The organism is Psychromonas sp. KJ10-5 (assembly GCF_055808325.1).
Map to the genome: position 1 here is coordinate 2,149,843 of NZ_CM147864.1, position 21,413 is coordinate 2,171,255.

Consider the following 21,413-nt stretch of genomic DNA (forward strand, 5'->3'; position numbering starts at 1 on the left):
TAACGATTAAACCTCTGCGCTTTTTAAAATAGCGGTCACGGTAGCTTCATCTAAGCCTTTACCGATTAATACTAGTTCTGTCTTTGGCGTTTCAGCGGCTTCCCATAAACGGTCAAAATGTACATCTAAACGTTTACCAACGGCTTGTAATACTTGGCGCATCGGTTTGTTTTGAACAGCTGCAAAACCTTTGATACGAAATAAATTAAACTCGTTTAATAGTTTTTCAACGTTTGCTTTAAGTTTGTCAGCATCAACAGTACCTAAGCTGATCACCATTGAGTCAAAGTGATCATGTGCGTGGTCGTGGTGTGCGCCATGAGCATGATGATGGTCGTGGTGGTTATGTACTTTATCGATATTTTTCTCAGAGCCTGCATTGATACCGATTAATACTTCCAGTGGCACATCACCGTTATTGATGTAAGCGGTTTTTACCGAGCTTGGTAAACGTTTTTGCACGACCTCTTTAACACGCAATTGCTCTGCTTCGTTTAATAGATCGCTTTTGCTTACAACCACTAAATCAGCAGAATTCAATTGATCGTCTAATAACTCTTGTAAGCTTGGATCGTGATCTAGGCTCTCATCCATGGCACGTTGCTTTAATACTTTATTTTCATCAGCAGCAAAGCGCCCTGCTGCAATCGCAGGACCATCAACCACAGTGATAACGGCATCAACCGTACAGTGCTCTTTAATACCAGGCCAGTTGAAGGCTTGTACTAATGGTTTTGGTAGGGCTAAACCCGATGTTTCAATCAGGATATGGTCGATTTGGTCACGACGTTCAACCAGTTTTTCCATCACAGGTAAAAATTCTTCTTCAACGGTACAACAGATACAACCATTGGCCAGTTCGTAAATACCATCTTCGCCGCCAACTAATTCAGCCGCTTCATCTTCACATTCTAATGGGCAGCTTCTAAGCAGTTCTGAATCGATATCTAATTCACCAAATTCATTCATGATCACGGCAATGCGCTTACCTTTTGCTTTTTTAAGTAAGTTAGCTAATAGCGTTGTTTTACCACTGCCTAAGAAGCCAGTTACGACTGTAGTTGGTATCTTATTTAATGAAACGTTACTTGTTGTCATGTTGAGCCTCTAGTTCTTGTATTGATAGTTCGCCTTTACGACGACGGAAAATATTCGGCTTATCTTTGTGGTAAAGATAAGAGTCTTCAAAGTTGGTGGTATCCAGTACATGGCCAACTAAAATAAGCGCGGTTAATTTGAAGCCTTTAGCTTCAACTTTTTCAGCAATATCCGCTAAGGTCCCGGTCACTTTGTCTTGATCTGGCCATGAGCTGCGATAACACACTGCAACAGGACAGTCTTCACCGTAATGTGGGATCAGCTCCGCCACTATTTTTCGAATTTTAGTGATGCCTAAATGGATCGCTAGAGTTGCACCGCTTTGTGCCAGTTGCGGTAAACGCTCGCGCTCTGGAAAAGGCGTTTTCCCTTCGTAACGAGTCATTATGACTGTTTGTGATACACCAGACAGGGTTAACTCTTTACCTAAATAAGCCGCTGAGGCTGCTGTCGCACTGACACCTGGAATCACTTCATAGTCAATACCGTGTTTTTCTAAACGACGAATTTGCTCTGCGATAGCGCCATATAATGCAGGATCACCACATTGTAGACGTGCCACATCTTTGCCTGCTTTTGCTGCTTCAACAAAGTAGGCTTCCATCTCATCCAAATTGATCTTTGCGGTATCAACAATTAATTCCGCACTGTCTTCAACATCTTGTAATGTTTGACGTGGAATTAACGATCCAGCATACAAGACAACAGGACACTGCTTTAATAAGCGTGCCCCTTTGATGGTCATCAACTCAGGATCACCCGGCCCTGCTCCAATAAAGTAAACTTTCATAGTTATTCCATTTTTTAATAATTAGTTATTAATCTTTTACTTTAATCCAAATAGGAAAAGTGATTTATAGCTAAGCAATTCCTATTAGCTCAAGGTAAAAGCACAAAGGTTGGTTTACCAAGTAAGTGCTTTCACAGATAAATTAACGTACGACGTTATAATTTCTTTTTATAACCACGCGGTGTATAAACCCAGTGTTGGCTTCCATTAACAATATGCTTTGACTCACTATTACCCACACTGACTAGAGTAAACATATCAACGTCTTTAGCATCTAATTCATCTAAACGAATAATACGAATGGTTTCATCTTCACGGGTTAATTGACGGCCTAATAAAACAGGTGTTGAAGCTGGACGATATTTTAATAATACGTCACGTGCATGGTTAAGCTGCCAATCACGCTTTTTCGACACAGGGTTATAGAAAGAGATAACAAAATCTCCTTCACCAGCACTATGAATACGCTTATCAATAGTTTCCCAAGGCGTTAATAGATCTGACAAACTTACCGTACAGAAGTCATGGCCTAACATAGCACCAATTCGGCTTGCGCCAGCTTGCATAGCAGATATCCCTGGTACTACGTCAATTTCAACGTCTAGCCATTCAGAGTGATCTTCAAGCCCTTGAAGTTGTCTATCTAACAATTCAAACACCAAGGTGGCCATCGCATAAATACCAATATCACCACTTGAAATAAGCGACGTGGTTTTGCCGCTTGCCGCGAGATCTAATGCTAAACGAGCACGACCAATCTCTTCCCCTAACGGTAAATCATGATGAACCTTGTTGTTACAAGGCTCACCTAACAAGTCTAAATACAGTCCATATGCGACTAAATCAGTACTTTGCTCAACCGCTTTTAATGCTTTTGGTGCTACTAAATCTGCATTTCCCGGTCCCATACCGACAACAAAAAGTTGTTTTTTTAAACTCATTTTATTTCCTAGTTTTTAATAATTTACAGGCTATAACTTCTGGCAATCGCACAGGTAGCTTGTTTGTTTTTATGTTTATTAAGTAGCAATTCACTACCGTTATTAGTTAGCTGCTGCGCTTGATACAGTGCCGCAGATTCTGCCACGCCATACACACCAACAGTTTTAAAAATATAATCAGACTTAGTGGAAAGGCGATCTTCCATTAAACTTAGCGTCTGAGCAGAAAAAGTTAGATAAGGTTTTTGTAACGTCTCAGCCAAGCCAATTAATCCCACTTCATCGTTTTTAATATCAATGCTAGTAATGGCACTAATGTCGTCTATGGTAAGTCCTGCTTTTACTAAACATTCCTCTAACAAACCTTGTAACACCTGCTCAGGACAATGACGCTCACAACCCATTCCCACTACATATTTAGGTTTTAAATAGCTATTTGCTGTAGTTAACACCAGTTGGTTTTCAAGCAATTCGCTAACTTGTCTCGCTAATTCATTCGCTCCACCTTCGTGACCGGATAATAGCGGGACCACAAACTGCCCTTGCTCATCTAAAACCAACACCGCAGGATCGCTATATTTATCCTTTATCACAGGCGCTAAGGTTCGCATCACAATACCCGTTGCGCAGATAAAAATAAGCGTATCACCTTGAGTAAAGTAGCCTTGTACCTGCTCCTTAAAAGGTGATGGTTTATAGCAAATACCACTGTTTACAGATGTTGAAGCACTATCTAAAAGGTGCTGTAAACGCCTCGAGAGTTGCAAACCAATCTCTGTTAAACAGATAATGCGGATCACGCGGTCAGCTCCTCTCGGGTGATCACAAATAATGAGAAATAAGGACCTGCAACGTTATCTAACTGATTTAAATCTCGAATTATTTTCTGTTGGTCACGACTGACATACTCCAAATAATTGGCATCATCAAATCGTTTTGTCTCTTTTAATAAGCTAATTAAACGTGGACGTTCAATCCCCGCTTTCATGATCACAACCGCATCATGCTCTAATAATGCGGCTTTAATTTTGTCATCACTATGACGCCCCGTGATCACTGCAAAAGACTGTTTTAATACGGTTAATGGCAGCTGTAATTCAGCCGTTGCCGCCACAAAAGCTGGAACACCGGGTATTACTTGCGATTGATACTGACTTTCTAAGCGTTCTAATAGATAAGTGAAAGAACCAAAGAATAATGGGTCACCTTCACATAAAAACACCACGGTTTTACCTTGCTTAAGCTCAGCTTGAATTTGCATAATCGCTTTATCATAAGCAGCATTAGCAGCAACACGCTGACGTGACATAGCAAAACGCACACCTAAGTATTGTTGTGTTTTAATTGGATCTTTTAAGGCCTCGCTGGCAATGGTTAACGCCTGTGATTCCCCAGCTTCATTCTCTAAATAGCAGATCACATCGGCAGCTTGAATCGCTCGGAACGCTTTTAACGTTAATAACTCAGGATCACCAGGTCCCACACCCACACCGATGAATAATGCCGTGTTTGGTGTTGAGGTTAATTCGCTCATGACACTGCCTTTTTAGTGAAACTAAATAAACTAACTGCTAGCGCAGGACGGTAAGCTAGTTGCCCTCCTAGGGTTCTACTTTTATTGACAGCAATCTGTAATGTTTCTAATTCAGCATCTTTTAAGTCTTCACGTTGAGAGTAAAAGTCTAACAACTGAGCTTTGGTTTTTTCCATTACAGCAGAAACAACGATTTGGCCATGTTCAGGTAATTTAGCCCATAACTGCGTTAATAAAGTAGGTAGTTCACCATCACTTCCACCAATGAAGATTTTATTTGCTGCAGGTAGCGTTGCTAATCCTTCTGGTGCACGCGAAAATTGCGGTTTAAGATTTTTGACAACACCAAATTTTATCTGATTTTTCATCAAGCAATTAAACCTTTCTTGGTTATGCTCAATAGCATAGACAGTGGCTTTTGATTGCCAATAAGCCAATTCAATAGAAACGCCACCACAACCTGCACCAATGTCCCAAATTAAATCACCTTTGCTTGGTTGCAATAATGATAAAATAGCCAAACGCACTTCACGTTTGCTGATCATCCCTTTACTACCTAATTCTCCGGTTTCAAAATCGGCATCTTTAATCCCTGGAAACTCAGGTAAGAAGCCTCTATTTTCCCCACAAATGACGAAGGTGACATGTAGAGTATCAAATGCTGGTCGTTGCCCATTCGTTTCAGCTTCACATAATTCAGCAGCAGTGAATCGTGATATTTTTTGCTCTTTGTAACCTAAGCGCTCACACACCATAATTTCCGCATCAAAAAAGCCACTTTCTAAACAAACGCTAGCCACATGTTGAGGTAAGCTATCTTGATCGGTTAATAGCAACAAGGTTTGCTGCGCTTTTAAAGCCACTTTTAACCTTTCTAAAGGTCGTCCATGTAAACTCACTACATTCACATCTTGTTGCGCTATCGATAAACTATGACAAGCTTGTGTAATGCTTGATACAGCAGGAAAGAAGCGGACGGATGCGTCTTTAAAGTTTTTGCTAATCCAAGTGCCAATACCATAATAAAGTGGATCACCAGACCCTAACACCACTACATTTTGTTCTGTTTCTATTAACGCTTTTAAGTCTTTTAATTTAGGCAGTATTTCGGTTCTTGGCGGAAGATGATCCCCCTTAGGTTCAACAGCTTGTTGCTCCCCCTCTTCTAGTGAGTCGATAGCCGGCGGTACTGCTAAATATTTCTCTAAGGTTAATAGTTGGCGCTCAGAGCCAATCACTAAATCAGCCGACTGTAACGCTAATAATGCTTGCTCACTTAACGTGGCATTCTCCGCAACCCCTAAGCCAATCACCGAGATCTCTCGTACGCCAGTTGCATGCGATCTAATCTGGTTACTTGTACTGGAAGCTAACCCTAATTTATTAACTAATTTACTGAAAAAATTCATCATTAATATAATTCCCCTTTAATACAACGTAATAAGGCATTACAACTTGCACTTGATACTGCACTGCCACCTTCGCGGCCTAACAGTGTGATGCATTCAATACCTAAAGTTTGGTGTAGATCCCATAAAGCTTGTTTTGATTCCGCGGCGCCAACAAAACCCACAGGCATACCGATAATCAAAGCGGGTTTAGGCGATCCTTGGTCGATCATCTCTAATAAACGAAACAGTGCAGTTGGTGCATTTCCAATAACTACTACACTGCCTTCTAAATAGGGTAACCATGCAGTTAATGCAGCCATGGTACGGGTTTCACCGGTTTCCTTCGCTCGCTCAGGCACACCAGGTGCATTCAAAAAACAATAAGGATCGGTATTAATCATTCGTTTGGTAATGCCCTGCTTTACCATCTCTACATCACATAGAATTGGCGCGCCTTTTCTTAAGGCTGCAATACCAGACTGGCAAGCATTCGCACTGAATTTAACTTGTGTTGCGACAGCAGGAATACCAACGCTATGCACCACGCGCATCACTACTTGTTGCGCTTCAATAGATAAGTGTTCTAAATCAGTTAAAGTTCTGATTTGACGAAAGCTTTCATTTTCGATCAAACTCGGATCGTGGATATAATCAAATTTCATTATTTGGCTCAATTATTCTGGTATTAGATGTGGCTTCAGATTCAGCTAAAGTCGATGATGATTGCAATAATGCAATACAACTTAGTGCATCATCAAACTGATAAGTTAAGGCTTGTAGCACGGGACGCTTAAATTGATAAACGGGAATATTCGCTAACGCAGCAGCTTCAATCTTGGCATAAGTGGCATCTCCACCACTGTTTTTACTGATCACCGCATCAATATGGTAAGTTGCTAACAACTGTTTTTCATCTTCGAGATGAAATGGACCAATTGCTTTTAACCAGGTGACATTAGCTGGCAAAGTAATTTTAGCGGGCATCGCAGTGCGCAATAACACCTGACTCGACTGCGCAGATAAAGCATCAATCACTGATTGTGATACTTGTCCTGCGGTGATGAATAATGAGTTATGTTTAGCTACTTTTTCAATCAAACATGGCCAATCATCTACTTCTACCCAATTATCCCGTGTTGTTTTCTGCCAAGCTTTACGGTGAAAACGAATGGCAGTAATAGACAAGTCCTTAGTCACTTTGGCAATGGTATTACTCATAGTTTGAGCAAAAGGGTGTGTGGCATCAATAACATGGGTCACTTTATTATCCATTAGGTATTTAGCTAACCCGCCAAATTGCGTAAAACCGCCACTAATAGACAGGCAAGGTACCGTCGCTTTGCGCACGATTCCAGCAATGCTGTAGATAACATCAACCCCTAATTCATGTAATTGAGTTGCTAATTTACGCCCATCTGCAGTGCCGCCAACGACTAAAACTCTCATTAGTTAGCCTTTGCTTGATTGATTATGTTGCCATGAACATCGAATTTATCTTGATGACTATTTGCCACAAACAAACCTTTTCTATTTACAGCCCAGACTTCCACCTCAATGGATTCATGGACAATGGTTTTAGCAAATTTTAACGCTTCAACACATACCACAGTGGCGATATCTAAGCCCGCTTGTTTAGTCATATTAAGTACTTGAATGGTGGTGTTTGCGGTTACAATTTGTTGTTGTAGCTTAGCACTAGCTCCCAAATCTTTTGCGATAGTGGCTAACTGCTCAAAATCGATACTAGACTGGCGACTATTTAAATCTAAATGCCCGTTGGCTAACTTAGTTAACTTGCCAAAACCAGCACTAATGCTGAGCTTTTTAATACGGTTCCCTGATTTAGGATCGATCTTTTCACGGCGCAAATATTTCAGCATAGCCCCAACAAAGTCGCCCATTTCAATCAGGCTTACCTCATCCATTTGATAAAACTCTTTAATGGCATGTTCACTGGCAATACCCGTTGAAGCCGCTAAATGAGTAAAACCATTGACTCTGGCCACATCAATACCTTGATGAATAGATGCGATATAAGCAGCGCAAGAATAAGGGCGTACGATACCTGTGGTGCCTAAAATAGAGAGACCGCCAATGATACCTAATCGACTATTCATGGTATTAGTTGCGATTTGTTCACCGTTAACAATACCTACTGACACTTCAAAGCCGCCCTGATACTGGTATGCTTGCGCATAATGCTCAAGATGCCCTGTCATCATTTTACGTGGCACTGGATTAATCGCTGGCTCGCCAATCGCCAGTACTAATCCATCACGTGTTACCGTGCCTACTCCTTCAGCCGCTTTAAATATAATGCCCGGCGTTGGCAGTAAACGTAATTCGACAAATAAGGTTGCGCCATGTGTTGCATCAGGGTCATCTCCGGCATCTTTAATGGTGCTGGTACGCATGCCCTTTTCAAGGGATTGATAGTCGATAATATCGAGGTTAACGACTTCACCACGCGGCAAAGTAATCTCAACACTGGCTGGTTGTTTGTTGGCTAATAACGCACGCACAGCAGCAACACAGCAAGCTGTTGCACAACTTCCCGTGGTTAAACCATTACGTAATGGTTGCTCTGTTTCGCTAGTTTCCGGCCACATAACTTTATTGTTCCTATTGCTGCGCTTGCATTGCTGCTTGCTGCTGAGTCTCTTTGCTAACTGGGCTCGCCACAGATTGATGATTGTAGTTTTCCCACGCCACTAACTTTTTCTGGTCAACCGCTTGTAATTTCCCGGTAAAAATATCAGCAATTAACACAGGATTAGATGGGAAAAACAGGTGTAAATAACTCGCAGTTAAGTTTCCCGTACGATAAATGGCTTCACCAGGTGCAGGATGACGTTGGCGTTGTCCGTAACCAATAGGCTGCATGTTCATAATGGCACGGGATCTATGGTGTGCATGCCCATGAATCTCACCTTCGGGTAAGATGGCTTTTTGCATTCCCTGACAACCACGTTTACCTGACATGCTTCCATAGCCATCTAATAAGCCAAGCATTTTATGATGTTTTTCATCCAAATCCACCAGCTCATTGAGGCAATATAAAAAGCCACCACATTCCGCTAGGATAGGTCTTCCTGCTTTATTAAACGCGCTAATTTGCGATTGTAAGGCAGCGTTCGCTGCTAGATTTTCAGCGTATAATTCAGGATAACCACCGGGCAACCATAATGCGTCCGCTTCAGGCAATTGCTCACCCTGTAATGGGGAGAAATACTGTAGCTTTGCCCCCATTTCTTCTAATAAACGGGTATTGGCTTGGTAGATAAAACTAAAAGCTAGATCCTGGGCTATTGCGATATTTTTACCCACTAATAATGGTGGAACTGGAGATTGTTCAGCGGAGTAAAAATCAACAGGCGCAGGTAAATTTAATAACGGGCTATTAGCATCCGCACGATTTACGCCATCAACTAACCATTCGCAGCCAAGCGTAAATTTAGCCTCTAATTCATCAAAGACTTCACTGGCTTGTACTAAACCTAAATGACGTTCAGGTAATGCCACTTCAGGATCTTTTTTCAAGCAAGCTAATAAAGGCAGCTGTTCACCTAAGGCATCTCGAATTAATTGCGCATGACGTTCACTGCTACAGTTATTTGCGATCAAACCATGGCAAGTATAATCATCACGGAAATTAGCTAAGCCAATTGCCACAGCAGCCGCAGTTTGCGCCATGCCTTTTACATCCATCACAATTGCAACGGGAATATGAAAACGTGCCGCTAAATCTGCGCTTGAAGGTTCGCCATCAAATAACCCCATTGCTCCTTCAACCAAAATTAGATCCGCTTGTTGTGCTGCTTCAAATAACTTTTGCTGACAGTAAGCTTCACCTGCCATCCACATATCCAACTGTTCAACATGGGCTTGTGATGCTTGCGCTAAAATTTGCGGATCAAGGTAATCAGGGCCTGTTTTAAACACGCGTACCACTTTACCTTGCTCAGTAAAGTAACGTGCAATCGCTGATGTTATGGTCGTTTTACCTTGTCCCGATGCGGGTGCCGCTAAAAATAGTGCAGGACAACTTGCTTTGTTGGTCATTTGATTCCTTTATGTTGCTCTGTTTTAAGATGAGCTTCAAATAACTTTTGCTGACAGTAAGCTTCACCTGCCATCCACATATCCAACTGTTCAACATGGGCTTGTGATGCTTGCGCTAAAATTTGCGGATCAAGGTAATCAGGGCCTGTTTTAAACACGCGTACCACTTTACCTTGCTCAGTAAAGTAACGTGCAATCGCTGATGTTATGGTCGTTTTACCTTGTCCCGATGCGGGTGCCGCTAAAAATAGTGCAGGACAACTTGCTTTGTTGGTCATTTGATTCCTTTATGTTGCTCTGTTTTAAGATGAAAGTGTAAAATATTGCGCATCTAATTGTGCTGCTAGGAGCTTACCTCGACCACGTTTTATGGTAGATTTTTCGATATCCACCAATAACGTAGGTACCTTTAATTTCAAATCATCAATATCTACACGGCTACGACCATCGGTGATCAAGTAACAAAACAACGCAAGGTCAGGCGTTTGTATTGTTAACTGTTTAATACTCTGTAACGCCTTTTCTAATACTTGACGTAAAGGCGTACCACCTACTGCACTAATATCATCCAATAAATTTTGTACTTTTTTAGGCGCTTTACCCGCTTTAATTAAGGTTTCAACTTGATTATTACCAAACCCTAATAGACTCATTTTTTCGCGTTGAAGGTAAGCACTATCTGCGATATTCATTACTACTGACTTGGCTAATGACGATAAACTTTGTCCTAGTGTGGAAGCCGACGTATCCAATAAAACGAGGTGATGTTTAGCTTGCCCTGTTTTAGCTTTTTTAAAACTAAACTGTGTAGGCGGCCACTGCCCTAAATTTTTAGACAGGGTATTAAACCAATCTGGTTTGTGGCTATCTAAAGTTGATTTTCTTAACCCTTTTGCTGTTTTACCTTGTACATTTTGTTGTAACTCGCCTTGCAGTACGCTGTTATTCAATACTTGAGTTAATGACTTATAATGTAATTCTGGTAATTCAATGGCTTGCATTACCGTTTTTTGTTTTTCACCTGATTGTGGTGGCATTGCTCCCCATTCACCAGAAGGTTCAGAGGTGTCATCTTGATCGTTACTCGATTGACTTTCCTGCTCTGATTTGTGCTCAGATATTTGCGATTTAGGATCATTTGACTGAGGAGGTGTTGGACGAGAAAAACCTCCGTTTTGGGGTTTATCTTTAGCAGCATCATCGGGCGATTGCGGCGAACTCGGTGGTGTCCCAGATGGTTGCGAACGATGTAATAGTACTAATGGCGCAACTTCCTCTATATCCTGTAACGAGACAGCCGATCTACCGCACCAAGCAGCATGGGTTAAACTCGCACGATGCATCATAATATCTGCGCGTAAACCATCCACATTAGCTTGCTGACAGCGTGTGGCGATTTCAATTAAACAAGCATCATCACAGGTTACTTTAGGCAGTAATTCCTGCGCGTCACTTATTTGTTGTTGCAGTGAAATTTGTGGTGCCTGGTATTCATCACAAAAAGCCACTTTATCGAGTTCGAATGCTTGGCGTGTTTTAATAATGCTAATACGCTCTTCTATACTGTATTGATTATCTAACTCAACCATTAAGCCAAAACGATCTTTTAGTTGTGGGCGTAACTCACCTTCGTCAGGATTCATTGTGCCTATCAGTGTAAAGCGAGCATCATGACGATGGCTAACACCATCTCTCTCAACAATGTTAACCCCACTGCTTGCCACATCTAGGATTTGATCAACAAGGTGATCAGGCAATAAGTTAACCTCATCAACATAAAGCACACCAGTATGCGCTTTTTGTAATAAACCAGGTGAGAACTTAACTTGTTTACCTTTTAATACATGGTCTAAGTCCAGGGTACCAATTAACATCTCTTCACTAGCACCTAGAGGCAAGGTAACAAATTGTGAAACAGTGTGTTCAGTCACAGGTAAAAGGTCTGCCACCGCGCGCGCTAAGGTCGATTTTGCGCAGCCTCTTGGGCCAGAGATTAATACACCGCCAATTAATGGGTTCACGGTTGCTAATAACAAGGCTAGTTTAAATTGCTTTTGTCCCTGCACAGCGCTAAAAGGAAAAGTGATATCTTCAATGTTATTATTCATATTGCTCCCCTAGGCCACTGCTATTGTTTGTTTTGTTGCTTCACTATCGATTAGTGAACCTTCTTTTAAGGTTAATTGTCGCGTTGCTAATTGCTCAGAAAATAATTTGTCATGAGAGATAATAATCATTGCCTGGGGTAATGCCTCTAATACAGATAACAAGCGTGCTTTGGCTTTTTCATCGAGTGCGTTAGTTGGCTCATCTAAAATCAATACTTTCGGTTCCATTACCAACACACTGGCTAAGGTTATCATGCGTTTTTCACCACCTGATAGCTGATGAGTGATCCGTGATTCAAAACCTTGCATTCCAAGACTTGCTAATGTTTGCATCGATTTCTCAACGGCTTGTTGTTTAGTAAACCCTAAGTTTAATGGCCCAAACATCACATCTTCTAATACGGTAGGACAAAATAACTGATCATCGGGATCTTGAAATAATAAACCCGCTTTAGCACGTAATTGATTAAATTCTTTTTCAGTTTTACAAACTTGACCAAATCCTGATACTTGGCCTTTTTTCGCTTTTTTTAAACCAACGATAAGATGTAATAAGGTGGTTTTTCCAGCCCCATTATCACCATTAATTACTACTCTTTCACCTTCATATAACGAAAAATTAACTGCGTTTAACACACTGCCACGCCTTGGGTAAGCATAGTTAAGATCTTCTATCTTAATCAGGGGGTTATTTGAATAAGCCATCAATATTAAGCCCTATTAGCAGTATTAAAAAAGAGATAAACACGATACTAAAAATCCAATCAATTGAACGGATTTTCATTTCGTCGTTAAGATAATAACGCCCGCAAAAACCACGGCATTTCATGGCATCTGAGATACGTTCTGCACGTTCAACTGAACGAATTAATAGCATACCAAAAAGATAACCAATACTCTTCCAAGTATGTAAATTAGTACGTAATACAAAAGCGCGAGCCTGCATAGCTCTTCGCATTTTTTTATATTCTTGGCTGATCACATCCAAATAACGCACCATGAATAACATTAAATGTACCAATTTATCGGGTACCTTAAGGTGTGCAAGTGCATGCCCTAAGGTTGATGCACTCATGGTAGCGACCAAAGAAAATAACACTAATAATACCGCATTTGCTTTCACCGTGATCAGTAAAGCATGAAGCAAACCCTGCCAACTTGCGGTTAAACCAAACACTGTAAACATTGCATCGCCTGGTGTGGTAAACGGTAAGATACAAATTAATGTCAACATAAATAAATCCATCGCTACCACACGACGTAGGGTTCGTTTAATGTTCAGCTTGCTGGCTTTCACCAACAGAAAAGCACAGAACAACCCTAACAAAGTAGGGGCAAAAGAGTGACTCGATACCACCACTAATGCAAATAAAGCAGAGCAAACTACACGCACACGTGCATCAATATCATCAATCCAAGAGGCTTGATGTTTAAGGGCTTGTCCTGACCAAGATGTTAAGCTGTGCTCTAAGCTTTGTGACATTAAGATTTAACCTTTTGCTTACGCTCACGTAAAAAAGCAACTAACCCGAGCAGTCCAAAAATATAGCCAATGCCACCAAGAATATCACGCAACCCTGACTTCTCTTTTAACTCTTGTATTTCACGTCTTAAGGGCTTGAGCTGTTTAGCAATAGCTTTTTCTAGCATCAAATTAGTCACTTGTTGTGCATTGTTTGATGCTTGCTGATCAGGAGAATTAATAGAAGAATGTGCATCTACCTTCTCAAAGCTATTACTCGTTAAATCATCATTTGGGCTGTCAGGTAACTCTTCAGCGGGTAACTGCATTTTCAATATATGCCCAGCTCCCATATTAACTTCAAAATGATGAGTAATATGCTGTTTAGCAGTAAACACAAAAGCGCCTTCTTCATCTATTAAGACTTCGCCTAAAGCATGCCCTTGATCGTCAGTGACTTTCACCACTGTGCCCGGATTTGCCATAGCACCATTAGAAAAGCCTGCTTCGCCTTCGATTTCAAACCCTTCTGCGTAGACGCCGCCCATGACATTATGAGCAACTGCATGACAGGAGATAGATAAGCTTAAAACAGTAAGAAAAGAGATTAACCATTTCATTAATTTGAACCTTTACTTATAAACTCTGGTTTAACGGTATGGATGAGATAGACAGCAGCATAAGAAACAAATCCTTCAATCACCATAATTGGAATATGTGCAGGTACCACGGCTTTTGCCGCTAAAACAAAAGACTCACCAGATAATGCTAATGAAAATGCCACCATCAACGCGGTAATAAATATCGCGCCAGCACCACCAACAGCTCCCCATGTTGCCGCGACTTTAGGGCTTTCATGACGTACGCCTTTATAGCAAATGTAATAGATAAGCACAGCAGGAAGAGCGATATTAAGCGTGTTAACACCTAACACTAATAGCCCGCCAAAACCGAAGAAAATCACCTGTAACAATAGCGCAACTAATAAAGCAGGAAAGGCTACCCAGCCTAAAATAATACCTAATAAACCATTCATAATTAAATGCACACTAGAAAAGCCTAATGGTAGATGAATATAAGATGCAATAAAGAAAACAGAGGCGAGTACCCCAACCAAAGGTAAATGATCATAATCCATTTTTTTAAGGCCAATAAAGACGCCTATTGCGCTCAATACAGCTCCACTTATTAATACTGGTGAAGATAAGGCGCCATCAACTATATGCATAATTTACCTTTTTATATTTTAATAGGAAAAATACTCACTGATCTTCAATGAGTATTAATTTAGCTAGGGTAATTTAGTCGCTTCAACCCAGATAACCGCATCTTGTGATAGCGCTTTATCTTTATAGACTTTCTGCTCACCTACGTCTAATGCAGCAAATCCCCATTGCCCAGCCTTAGGTAATACATAATTAAAAGTGCCGTTGGCATCAGCATAAATGGTTTGTGTAATAAATACATCTGCCGCAGGTATCATCAATGGTGTTTTAGCAAAACGATTATTTTCCATTTCAGGAACATAATTAACAAACTCCACTTCAATTTCTGCAAAAGGGACTGCTTGCCCACGAGATTTAACCACACCAGTAAAAATGCCACCTTCGTAAATTGCATAAGGTTTGGTTAATGGAACAATTTCTGCAGCTAACCCAAAGTCCTTATTCCAATCCGTTGGCAGGCCGCCTACGTTGACAATGGTTTTAGTGATTTGCTGAATATAAAAGCCTTCTTCAGCTTCAAAATATGGCGATGGCTTAGAAATGAATACATAATCACCTAATCCACGTAACTTCACATCAGCTTGATAAGCATGCCCTTTATCAACAGCACTTTCCCACTCAATTTCAGAGAGGCTGTCTATCAGGTTAGTTTTTTTGCCTTTTTTAATCATGTAAAAAGCTTGAGGATGATCAACCTTCATCACATGACCACTTGCCGCAGGATGCGTAAAAGGCATTTTAAGGCTGATATTTCCACCCTTGGCACGGAGTAATTCTGGGGTATAGATCATTTGAAAGTGTGCACTGGCATAAGTTGGTAATATACAACCTATAACTACAATTGCAGGGGCAATAAAACGCTGTAAATTAATGGTTTGTGTTAGCTTTTTAAGCTGTGTAAAGTTTAGCAAAGGAAAATCTCCGTCTGAGTTAATAACAGGCGAAGTTGTGGAGGAGATGGCATTCTTAATCCCTAAAAATAACTTTAGATAAGATAAACCAGCCGGTGAAGCCCTCCGCAACACCACGGTACTTGCCTCATGCAAGTATCATCCAAAGGTTTGGTATCCGGGCTTAACAAACGTAATTTGCTCTACCGTTGCGGGGGCAGCCTTGGTATTTGACCAAGTTCCCAAACACATCATTCCTAGTTTATTCTAAGATGAGATGCATAGCTTTAAGACTATATCCTAAGGAGGCTGAACAATAGCGTGTAACTGGGTAAACAGTCAATATAAAGCCGTCGTTTCAGACGTTTTTACAACACATTACATCTTTTCTTACCTATTATTCACTAACTTTAATGGTCAGCAATAAGCGGAAACTTTTACACTGTCAATTGATGCATTTCAACGGGCTGGATTAAACGGCTACATCAGTGGCTACTTTTACCAACAAAGCTTGGTGGTAGGAAAAGGCTCACTTGATTTTTTTAAAACGATTATTAAAAACTTAAAGTTTCCGCCCCCATCATCACAATGGTCAGCGATACTGATGAAAAGGATATTAAACTAGCGTGCGAGCTTGAAATAAAAACTATTTGACTAACGGGTATCCATATAGACACACCAAATGGGAGTATACTGAACAGCACTACCTTACCGAGTTAATCGATATGACCTAGATTTATTTCAATCACAGTTCAATAAAACAACTTATGCAAGAAGCGGTTTATAATGCTATGGATATAAAAAAAGTAACGACGAAACCGTCGTTACTTTTTAGGGTATTTCACTTTAAACACTTCTTAACTTTTACAAAAATGTTTCTTGTGTTTCAGCTTCTGGTTCTAGTCCCATAAAGTATAAATAACCTTTGTCTACTTTTTCATTCAGCGAACTTTTAGGCTTTAACTTTATCACTGGTTTATGTAAGTCTTTATTAGGCGGTGTAGTAGACACATTAGGATAATCTGTTTTTACTGTTTGTTTTTTTGCTGCCGCTGATTTTTTGGCTTTATTTTTTTTATCTGTATTGGCAAAAGTATAAAAGAACTCGCCATTACCTTCGACAACTTCGACACTAGACTGACCTACGGAATTATACGAAGCTAAAATACCATGGCGACCTAACGCCACTTCCTGGGTAATCTCTTTACCACTACCGACTTTATTACCATCAATATACCAATCTACATCTACGTTACTTTTTAACGTTAATACTGCTGATTTAAGACCAAATTTTTCATTTAAGATAGATTCGATTTTATTGTTGTAAGCAGGTTTAAATGTCATGGCAGCACGGTAAGCTAACTCACCATCTAAATTCATGCTTGCATCTACAATTTTGTAAGAGAGTAATACACTACGCTCATTTAAGAAGTTGTCAGATTTCTTTGCATCTTTAACAATGAAGTTTTCATTTTCACTTAAACATTGATTGATAGATTGGTAAGTCGTACAACTTAATGTGCCACTCAAAGAAACATCTTTCACACTTTTAGGGTTTGCTAACTCTTCTGTTAAACGAGCTACTACTCTCTGTTTTAATGATGCTAATTCACTGTTTCTTTTAATGCGTGCATCTTTTAATTTTTTACCATCTTCAATGATGGATTGATGCTCTTCTTTTAAAGCTCGGCCTTTTTCTTCGTACTCTTTCTCTAATGCATCAATTTTTAAAACCAGTGCTTCTAGATCTTTAAAGTACTGAGCAACATTATCCTTCGCCACAACTTTATCAGCTAACGCATTAATATTGTTCTGGTAGATGTTTTTGTTGTTTTCGATCTCTAAACTTAAGGCTCTATATTCAAATTCATTTTTGTTGTAGCGGCCAAGTTTATTATTAGAGGATATTAAAAGACTATTAATATCGTATTGTTGATTTATATTTTCAATAGCGGAATCTTCAGATGCTGTGATCAGTTCTAAAGCAGATAGGTTAGTTGCAAATGACAACATCAAAGCAATTGTAAGCTTACAGTATCTCACTTTTTCTCCATTATAAATGAGCCGCTTGACCAAATAATATCGCCAAGGGGAGTTATGTTAAGTTTATTGTCCATATGAACTTTACTATGCTTTAAAAAAAGCTGTCAGTAATACCTGTTGTTTCCACGAGATAATACATGATATTTAGCTAAAACTATACTCAAACTAGGTCAATATGCAAAGTAGAATGTTTAAAAAAGCTATTGAAATCCTTCTATTTGCAGTAGTTATTAGTTAATAATTGAACTCACTGTTTAAGATTCTCTTGTTTGTAATTAAAAATTGAATAAATACACTGCTTATAAACATCATTCCAGCTTGAGATCCATCTCATATTCAAAAAATGACAGCACAATTAAACTTTTGTTAAACAACTGGATTTATCCGCCCTTACCTTTACTGCTTTGAAACGAGCCATTCTTTAGGTGAAAGCCCTAATTTTTTCCTAAATACACGCGCCAAAGCAGAGCCATTTTCATAACCAACGGCATTCGCTACTAACGCAACTGACTTATTCTGTTTTAATAACGTTTTAGCAATAATAATTCGCCAATCAAGTAGATAGTCGCCAGGGCTTTGCCCTACTACCTGTTTGAATAACTCAGCAAACTTAGATCGAGACATTAAGGCAATATCAGCCATTTCTTGTAATCCCCATGAATATTCAGGAGTAGATTGAATAGCTAATAATACTTTTGATAATTGTGGGTGAGCAAGCCCTGCTAATAAGCCATGTTTCATCATTTTATTATTCAATACAAAACGTAATATATGAATAATAAAAATATCGGTTAAAGCGTTGAGCATTGGCAATCGACCACATTTATCTTGAAATGCTTCATCAAATAACCACTGAGCAGTTTGCTTGATATTAGGGCACTCATTAAAATTAAAGTGTAAGAGAGCAGGTAATGCATTTGCAATGGGATTGGAGTGAGTTTGGTCATAAATAACGTTGGCACAAACTAATTCTGGTGGTTTTTCAACACTGCCAATAATCTGATGACGATATGGTAGAGGAACAAAAATAACTGTCGGTTGATTAAACAGTAATGCTTTCCCTTGCTCATCTATAAAAGTTAATTCTCCACTCCGTAATAAATGTAAGTGCCCTTGATTGGGCAGTTTATCTAAATAGCTAACACCACATAAATTACCAGTAAAAAACACCTCAGTATTCATTGTAAAACGCTGCAAGATATTTGAAAGCTGATCCATTTCAGTTCTCTTTATTATTTCTGGACGATTGGGTTCAATATAAAGACTATCTCATCCCTTTCATAGAGTAAAAAGTCATATATTACTTATCAAGCCAAGGGTGAGTCCTGACTTTAATTAATACATAACTACTATCTAACTCGTTACAAGGAAAAAACTATGTCACTTTCATCAATAATTAAATCAATATTAGTGAGTACTGCACTATTAGCAAGTAGCCTTAGCTTCGCTGCTAACATCGAAGTGAACGCAAACCAAAATGACCTAGCAATTAAGGGTTATGATACGGTTTCATATTTCACTAAAGGTAAGCCAACAAAGGGTTCGGATAAATACACAGCAGCTTATAATGGCGCGATTTATCATTTCACTAGCGCTAAAAATCGAGACTTATTTAGATCTGATCCAGCAAAATATGCACCACAATACGGCGGTTTTTGTGCTTATGGTGTTGCGGTTAATCAAAAATTTGATGTAGAGCCAACGGCTTGGTACATCGAGGATAATAAGCTTTATTTAAACCTAAATAAAAATGTACAAAAAGAGTGGTTAAAAGATGTGCCAGGCAATATTGAAACCGCGCAAGTAAACTGGACCGGCATTAAAGGATTAACTGAGAAACAAATTGCAGCGTTAAACAATTAGTTATTGAAAAATCAATTAAATAAAAGGGCTGATACAATATAGTTAGTATTATATCAGCCCTATTTTGTTGATCACTTATAGAGTCATCAAGTTGAATCAAAAATGGTCAACATAATTTCTCTTGATAGTAAAAATAACGGCGGCGCTTAATAGATGGACTCAATCATTTACAAAGACAAGGTGATTATTCTTACCAACAAAAGTATCAACAATAAAGACCTTCCTACATCTGAATAAATTTCACTAAGAGCAAACTATACTCAATAAATATTCTAAATATTGTGTAGGAGCAATGGCTTGGTTTAAGGCATAAGTTTCGTAAATGGTTGTTCCCTTTACGAAACTTACAAAGAGGAGATAGTTTATTTTAACAAGGGAAATGGTTCACTTAATGAGCGTAATACACGTTATCAAATGTAGGAAAATAAGGCATCTATAAGCCTAACTCGGATAAACCAGGGAAATCATCTGGGCGCTTTGCCCCTTCCCAAGTAAACAAACGATCTTGCTCATTAATGGGTAAATCATTAATACAAGCAAAGCGTTTTTGCATCAAACCTAACTCATCAAACTGCCAATTCTCATTGCCATACGCTCGAAACCACTGATTATCTTTATTACGATATTCATAAGCAAAACGAACTGCAATACGATTACCACTGAATGCCCACAACTCTTTAATTAACTTATAATCTAATTCGTTTTCCCACTTGGTTGTTAAAAAATCGACAATTTCAGCGCGGCCATTAATAAATTGTGAGCGGTTTCTCCACTGACTATCTTGGCTATAAGCATGTGAAACGGCTTCGGGGTCTTTATTGTTCCAGCCATTCTCTGCGGCTCTGACTTTTAGAGTAGCACTTGCAACATTAAAAGGGGGTAAAGGTGGACGTGCGATTTTCATTGTTAATCTCCAATAAATTAAAAATAACCAATAGGCATATATTTCTGATAAGTATTAAGATTTAAACAATAGAATAACGGCTTTTTTATCTTTTTCCTATGTTGGAAATAGCATTTAGTCGGACATGATTTACAGAAAAAATATGAACAGTTTTAACTCAGCCATTAATTAGTCAAAATGAAGGTATAAAAAAAGGTATTAAGCAACGCTTAATACCTTTTTAATCACTCTACCGTTATTAAAAGTCGGATTACCAACCTTTAACGGCACCGCCTTTGAATATTTCTAAAGCAGCTTGGTACACTTCATCTGATTGATATGCTTTAACAAAGTTTTGCACGTTTTCAGCATTTACATTATCTTCACGCGCAACAATTAAGTTAACGTATGGAGACTCTTTATTTTCAACAAATAAACCATCATGCTCTGGTGATAGATCAATTGAACTTGCGTAGGTTGTATTAATGATTGCTAATGCAACATCATCTAAAGAACGTGGAAGTTGTGCTGCTTCTAGTTCAACAATTTTTAGGTTCTTTTCACTGCTAACAATATCTAATACTGTTGCTTTCAGGCCAGCACCTTCTTTCAGTGTTAGTAAGCCTTGCTTCTCTAATAAAATTAAAGAACGCCCTAAGTTAGTTGGGTCACTTGGTACAGCAATTTGGTCACCGTCTTTTAATTCATCTAATGATTTAATTTTGCTTGAATAACCAGCGATTGGATAAACTAATGTGTTACCTGCAACAGAAAATTTGTAACCACGATCAGCAACCTGTTGATCCAAGTAAGGTTTGTGTTGGAATGCATTTGCATCGATTGAACCTTCATCTAATGCAGCATTAGGTGTAATGTAATCAGAAAAAGTGACTAATGATACATCTAGGTTATATTTCTCTTTCGCTACTTTAGCAGCAATCTCTGCTACTTGTGCTTCAGCACCAGCGATTACACCAATTTTTACTTTATTGTTATCAACTGCCGGTGCTTCTTTTTCACCACAACCAGCTAGCGCAAATACAGACGCAAAACCTAATACAGCGATTACTTTTTTGATATTAACATTCATACATTTTCCTTTGAGATGTTGCTTTAATAAAA

At 39.3% G+C, this 21,413-nt stretch carries 22 protein-coding genes and 1 riboswitch; of the genes, 1 reads left to right on the forward strand and 21 read right to left on the reverse strand.

Translation table 11 applies throughout. The features are described 5' to 3' along the window. Positions 1–6 precede the first annotated feature (6 nt). The 19 genes from cobW to AC0L3W_RS09575 form a co-directional block, all read right to left on the reverse strand. Positions 7–1,098: a cobalamin biosynthesis protein CobW gene (gene cobW / locus AC0L3W_RS09485; protein WP_409439056.1), complete on the reverse strand. Its 1,092-nt coding sequence runs from the start codon at positions 1,096–1,098 to the stop codon at positions 7–9. Then, positions 1,085–1,888, reverse strand: coding sequence for a precorrin-4 C(11)-methyltransferase (gene cobM, locus AC0L3W_RS09490; RefSeq protein WP_290040464.1), 804 nt, complete (start codon positions 1,886–1,888; stop codon positions 1,085–1,087). Before cobM ends, cobW begins: the two co-directional genes overlap by 14 nt. 155 nt (positions 1,889–2,043) lie before the next feature. After that, positions 2,044–2,829 carry a precorrin-3B C(17)-methyltransferase gene (gene cobJ, locus AC0L3W_RS09495; protein ID WP_409439055.1) on the reverse strand — a complete coding sequence of 262 codons (786 nt, stop codon included), beginning with the start codon at positions 2,827–2,829 and terminating at the stop codon, positions 2,044–2,046. 23 nt (positions 2,830–2,852) lie between these two features. Beyond that, positions 2,853–3,629 carry a cobalt-precorrin 5A hydrolase gene (locus tag AC0L3W_RS09500; RefSeq protein ID WP_409439054.1) on the reverse strand — a complete coding sequence of 259 codons (777 nt, stop codon included), beginning with the start codon at positions 3,627–3,629 and terminating at the stop codon, positions 2,853–2,855. Further along, a complete protein-coding gene (gene cobI / locus AC0L3W_RS09505; RefSeq protein ID WP_409439053.1) occupies positions 3,626–4,363 on the reverse strand; it encodes a precorrin-2 C(20)-methyltransferase in 738 nt (245 codons plus the stop codon). Before cobI ends, AC0L3W_RS09500 begins: the two co-directional genes overlap by 4 nt. Further along, a complete protein-coding gene (cbiE, locus tag AC0L3W_RS09510) occupies positions 4,360–5,775 on the reverse strand; it encodes a precorrin-6y C5,15-methyltransferase (decarboxylating) subunit CbiE (protein ID WP_409439052.1) in 1,416 nt (471 codons plus the stop codon). Before cbiE ends, cobI begins: the two co-directional genes overlap by 4 nt. Continuing rightward, on the reverse strand, positions 5,775–6,416 hold the full coding sequence (locus AC0L3W_RS09515) for a precorrin-8X methylmutase (RefSeq protein WP_290040474.1): 642 nt from the start codon (positions 6,414–6,416) through the stop codon (positions 5,775–5,777). Before AC0L3W_RS09515 ends, cbiE begins: the two co-directional genes overlap by 1 nt. Further along, complete coding sequence (locus tag AC0L3W_RS09520) at positions 6,406–7,200, reverse strand: precorrin-6A/cobalt-precorrin-6A reductase (protein WP_409439051.1); 795 nt, start codon at positions 7,198–7,200, stop codon at positions 6,406–6,408. Before AC0L3W_RS09520 ends, AC0L3W_RS09515 begins: the two co-directional genes overlap by 11 nt. Continuing rightward, a complete protein-coding gene (locus AC0L3W_RS09525) occupies positions 7,200–8,363 on the reverse strand; it encodes a cobalt-precorrin-5B (C(1))-methyltransferase (protein ID WP_409439050.1) in 1,164 nt (387 codons plus the stop codon). Before AC0L3W_RS09525 ends, AC0L3W_RS09520 begins: the two co-directional genes overlap by 1 nt. Before the next feature lie 13 nt (positions 8,364–8,376). Then, complete coding sequence (locus AC0L3W_RS09530; RefSeq protein ID WP_409439049.1) at positions 8,377–9,816, reverse strand: cobyrinate a,c-diamide synthase; 1,440 nt, start codon at positions 9,814–9,816, stop codon at positions 8,377–8,379. Then, entirely contained in the window at positions 9,813–10,094 is a 282-nt protein-coding gene (locus AC0L3W_RS09535) for a nucleotide-binding protein (protein ID WP_409439048.1), read from the reverse strand. The genes AC0L3W_RS09530 and AC0L3W_RS09535 overlap by 4 nt, the downstream gene beginning before the upstream one ends. A gap of 24 nt (positions 10,095–10,118) precedes the next feature. Next, positions 10,119–11,924, reverse strand: coding sequence for an ATP-binding protein (locus AC0L3W_RS09540; RefSeq protein WP_409439047.1), 1,806 nt, complete (start codon positions 11,922–11,924; stop codon positions 10,119–10,121). A 9-nt stretch (positions 11,925–11,933) separates the two neighbouring features. After that, positions 11,934–12,629 (reverse strand): energy-coupling factor ABC transporter ATP-binding protein, encoded by a 696-nt coding sequence (locus AC0L3W_RS09545; RefSeq protein ID WP_409439046.1) that lies wholly within the window; start codon positions 12,627–12,629, stop codon positions 11,934–11,936. Next, the gene (gene cbiQ, locus AC0L3W_RS09550) at positions 12,613–13,407 is read right to left on the reverse strand and encodes a cobalt ECF transporter T component CbiQ (protein WP_290040485.1); all 795 of its coding nucleotides are present in this window, start codon (positions 13,405–13,407) and stop codon (positions 12,613–12,615) included. The genes AC0L3W_RS09545 and cbiQ overlap by 17 nt, the downstream gene beginning before the upstream one ends. Then, positions 13,407–14,006, reverse strand: coding sequence for an Ig-like domain-containing protein (locus AC0L3W_RS09555; RefSeq protein WP_409439045.1), 600 nt, complete (start codon positions 14,004–14,006; stop codon positions 13,407–13,409). Before AC0L3W_RS09555 ends, cbiQ begins: the two co-directional genes overlap by 1 nt. Next, a complete protein-coding gene (cbiM, locus tag AC0L3W_RS09560; RefSeq protein WP_290040487.1) occupies positions 14,006–14,614 on the reverse strand; it encodes a cobalt transporter CbiM in 609 nt (202 codons plus the stop codon). The genes AC0L3W_RS09555 and cbiM overlap by 1 nt, the downstream gene beginning before the upstream one ends. Before the next feature lie 63 nt (positions 14,615–14,677). Continuing rightward, the gene (locus AC0L3W_RS09565; RefSeq protein WP_409439044.1) at positions 14,678–15,658 is read right to left on the reverse strand and encodes a DUF4198 domain-containing protein; all 981 of its coding nucleotides are present in this window, start codon (positions 15,656–15,658) and stop codon (positions 14,678–14,680) included. Then, a riboswitch (cobalamin riboswitch) is annotated at positions 15,657–15,789 on the reverse strand. Its footprint overlaps the gene before it by 2 nt. A gap of 577 nt (positions 15,790–16,366) precedes the next feature. Further along, positions 16,367–17,545 carry a hypothetical protein gene (locus AC0L3W_RS09570; RefSeq protein ID WP_290040492.1) on the reverse strand — a complete coding sequence of 393 codons (1,179 nt, stop codon included), beginning with the start codon at positions 17,543–17,545 and terminating at the stop codon, positions 16,367–16,369. A gap of 396 nt (positions 17,546–17,941) precedes the next feature. Then, a complete protein-coding gene (locus AC0L3W_RS09575; RefSeq protein ID WP_409439043.1) occupies positions 17,942–18,763 on the reverse strand; it encodes an AraC family transcriptional regulator in 822 nt (273 codons plus the stop codon). A 159-nt stretch (positions 18,764–18,922) separates the two neighbouring features. Between AC0L3W_RS09575 and AC0L3W_RS09580 the strand changes: the two genes are divergently transcribed. Further along, positions 18,923–19,408 carry a YHS domain-containing (seleno)protein gene (locus AC0L3W_RS09580; RefSeq protein ID WP_409439042.1) on the forward strand — a complete coding sequence of 162 codons (486 nt, stop codon included), beginning with the start codon at positions 18,923–18,925 and terminating at the stop codon, positions 19,406–19,408. Between the two features lie 433 nt (positions 19,409–19,841). On the opposite strand, the gene AC0L3W_RS09585 is transcribed toward AC0L3W_RS09580, so the two are convergent. Continuing rightward, on the reverse strand, positions 19,842–20,312 hold the full coding sequence (locus tag AC0L3W_RS09585; protein ID WP_409439041.1) for a nuclear transport factor 2 family protein: 471 nt from the start codon (positions 20,310–20,312) through the stop codon (positions 19,842–19,844). A 250-nt stretch (positions 20,313–20,562) separates the two neighbouring features. Then, entirely contained in the window at positions 20,563–21,381 is an 819-nt protein-coding gene (locus AC0L3W_RS09590; protein WP_290040497.1) for a MetQ/NlpA family lipoprotein, read from the reverse strand. Positions 21,382–21,413: the final 32 nt, after the last annotated feature.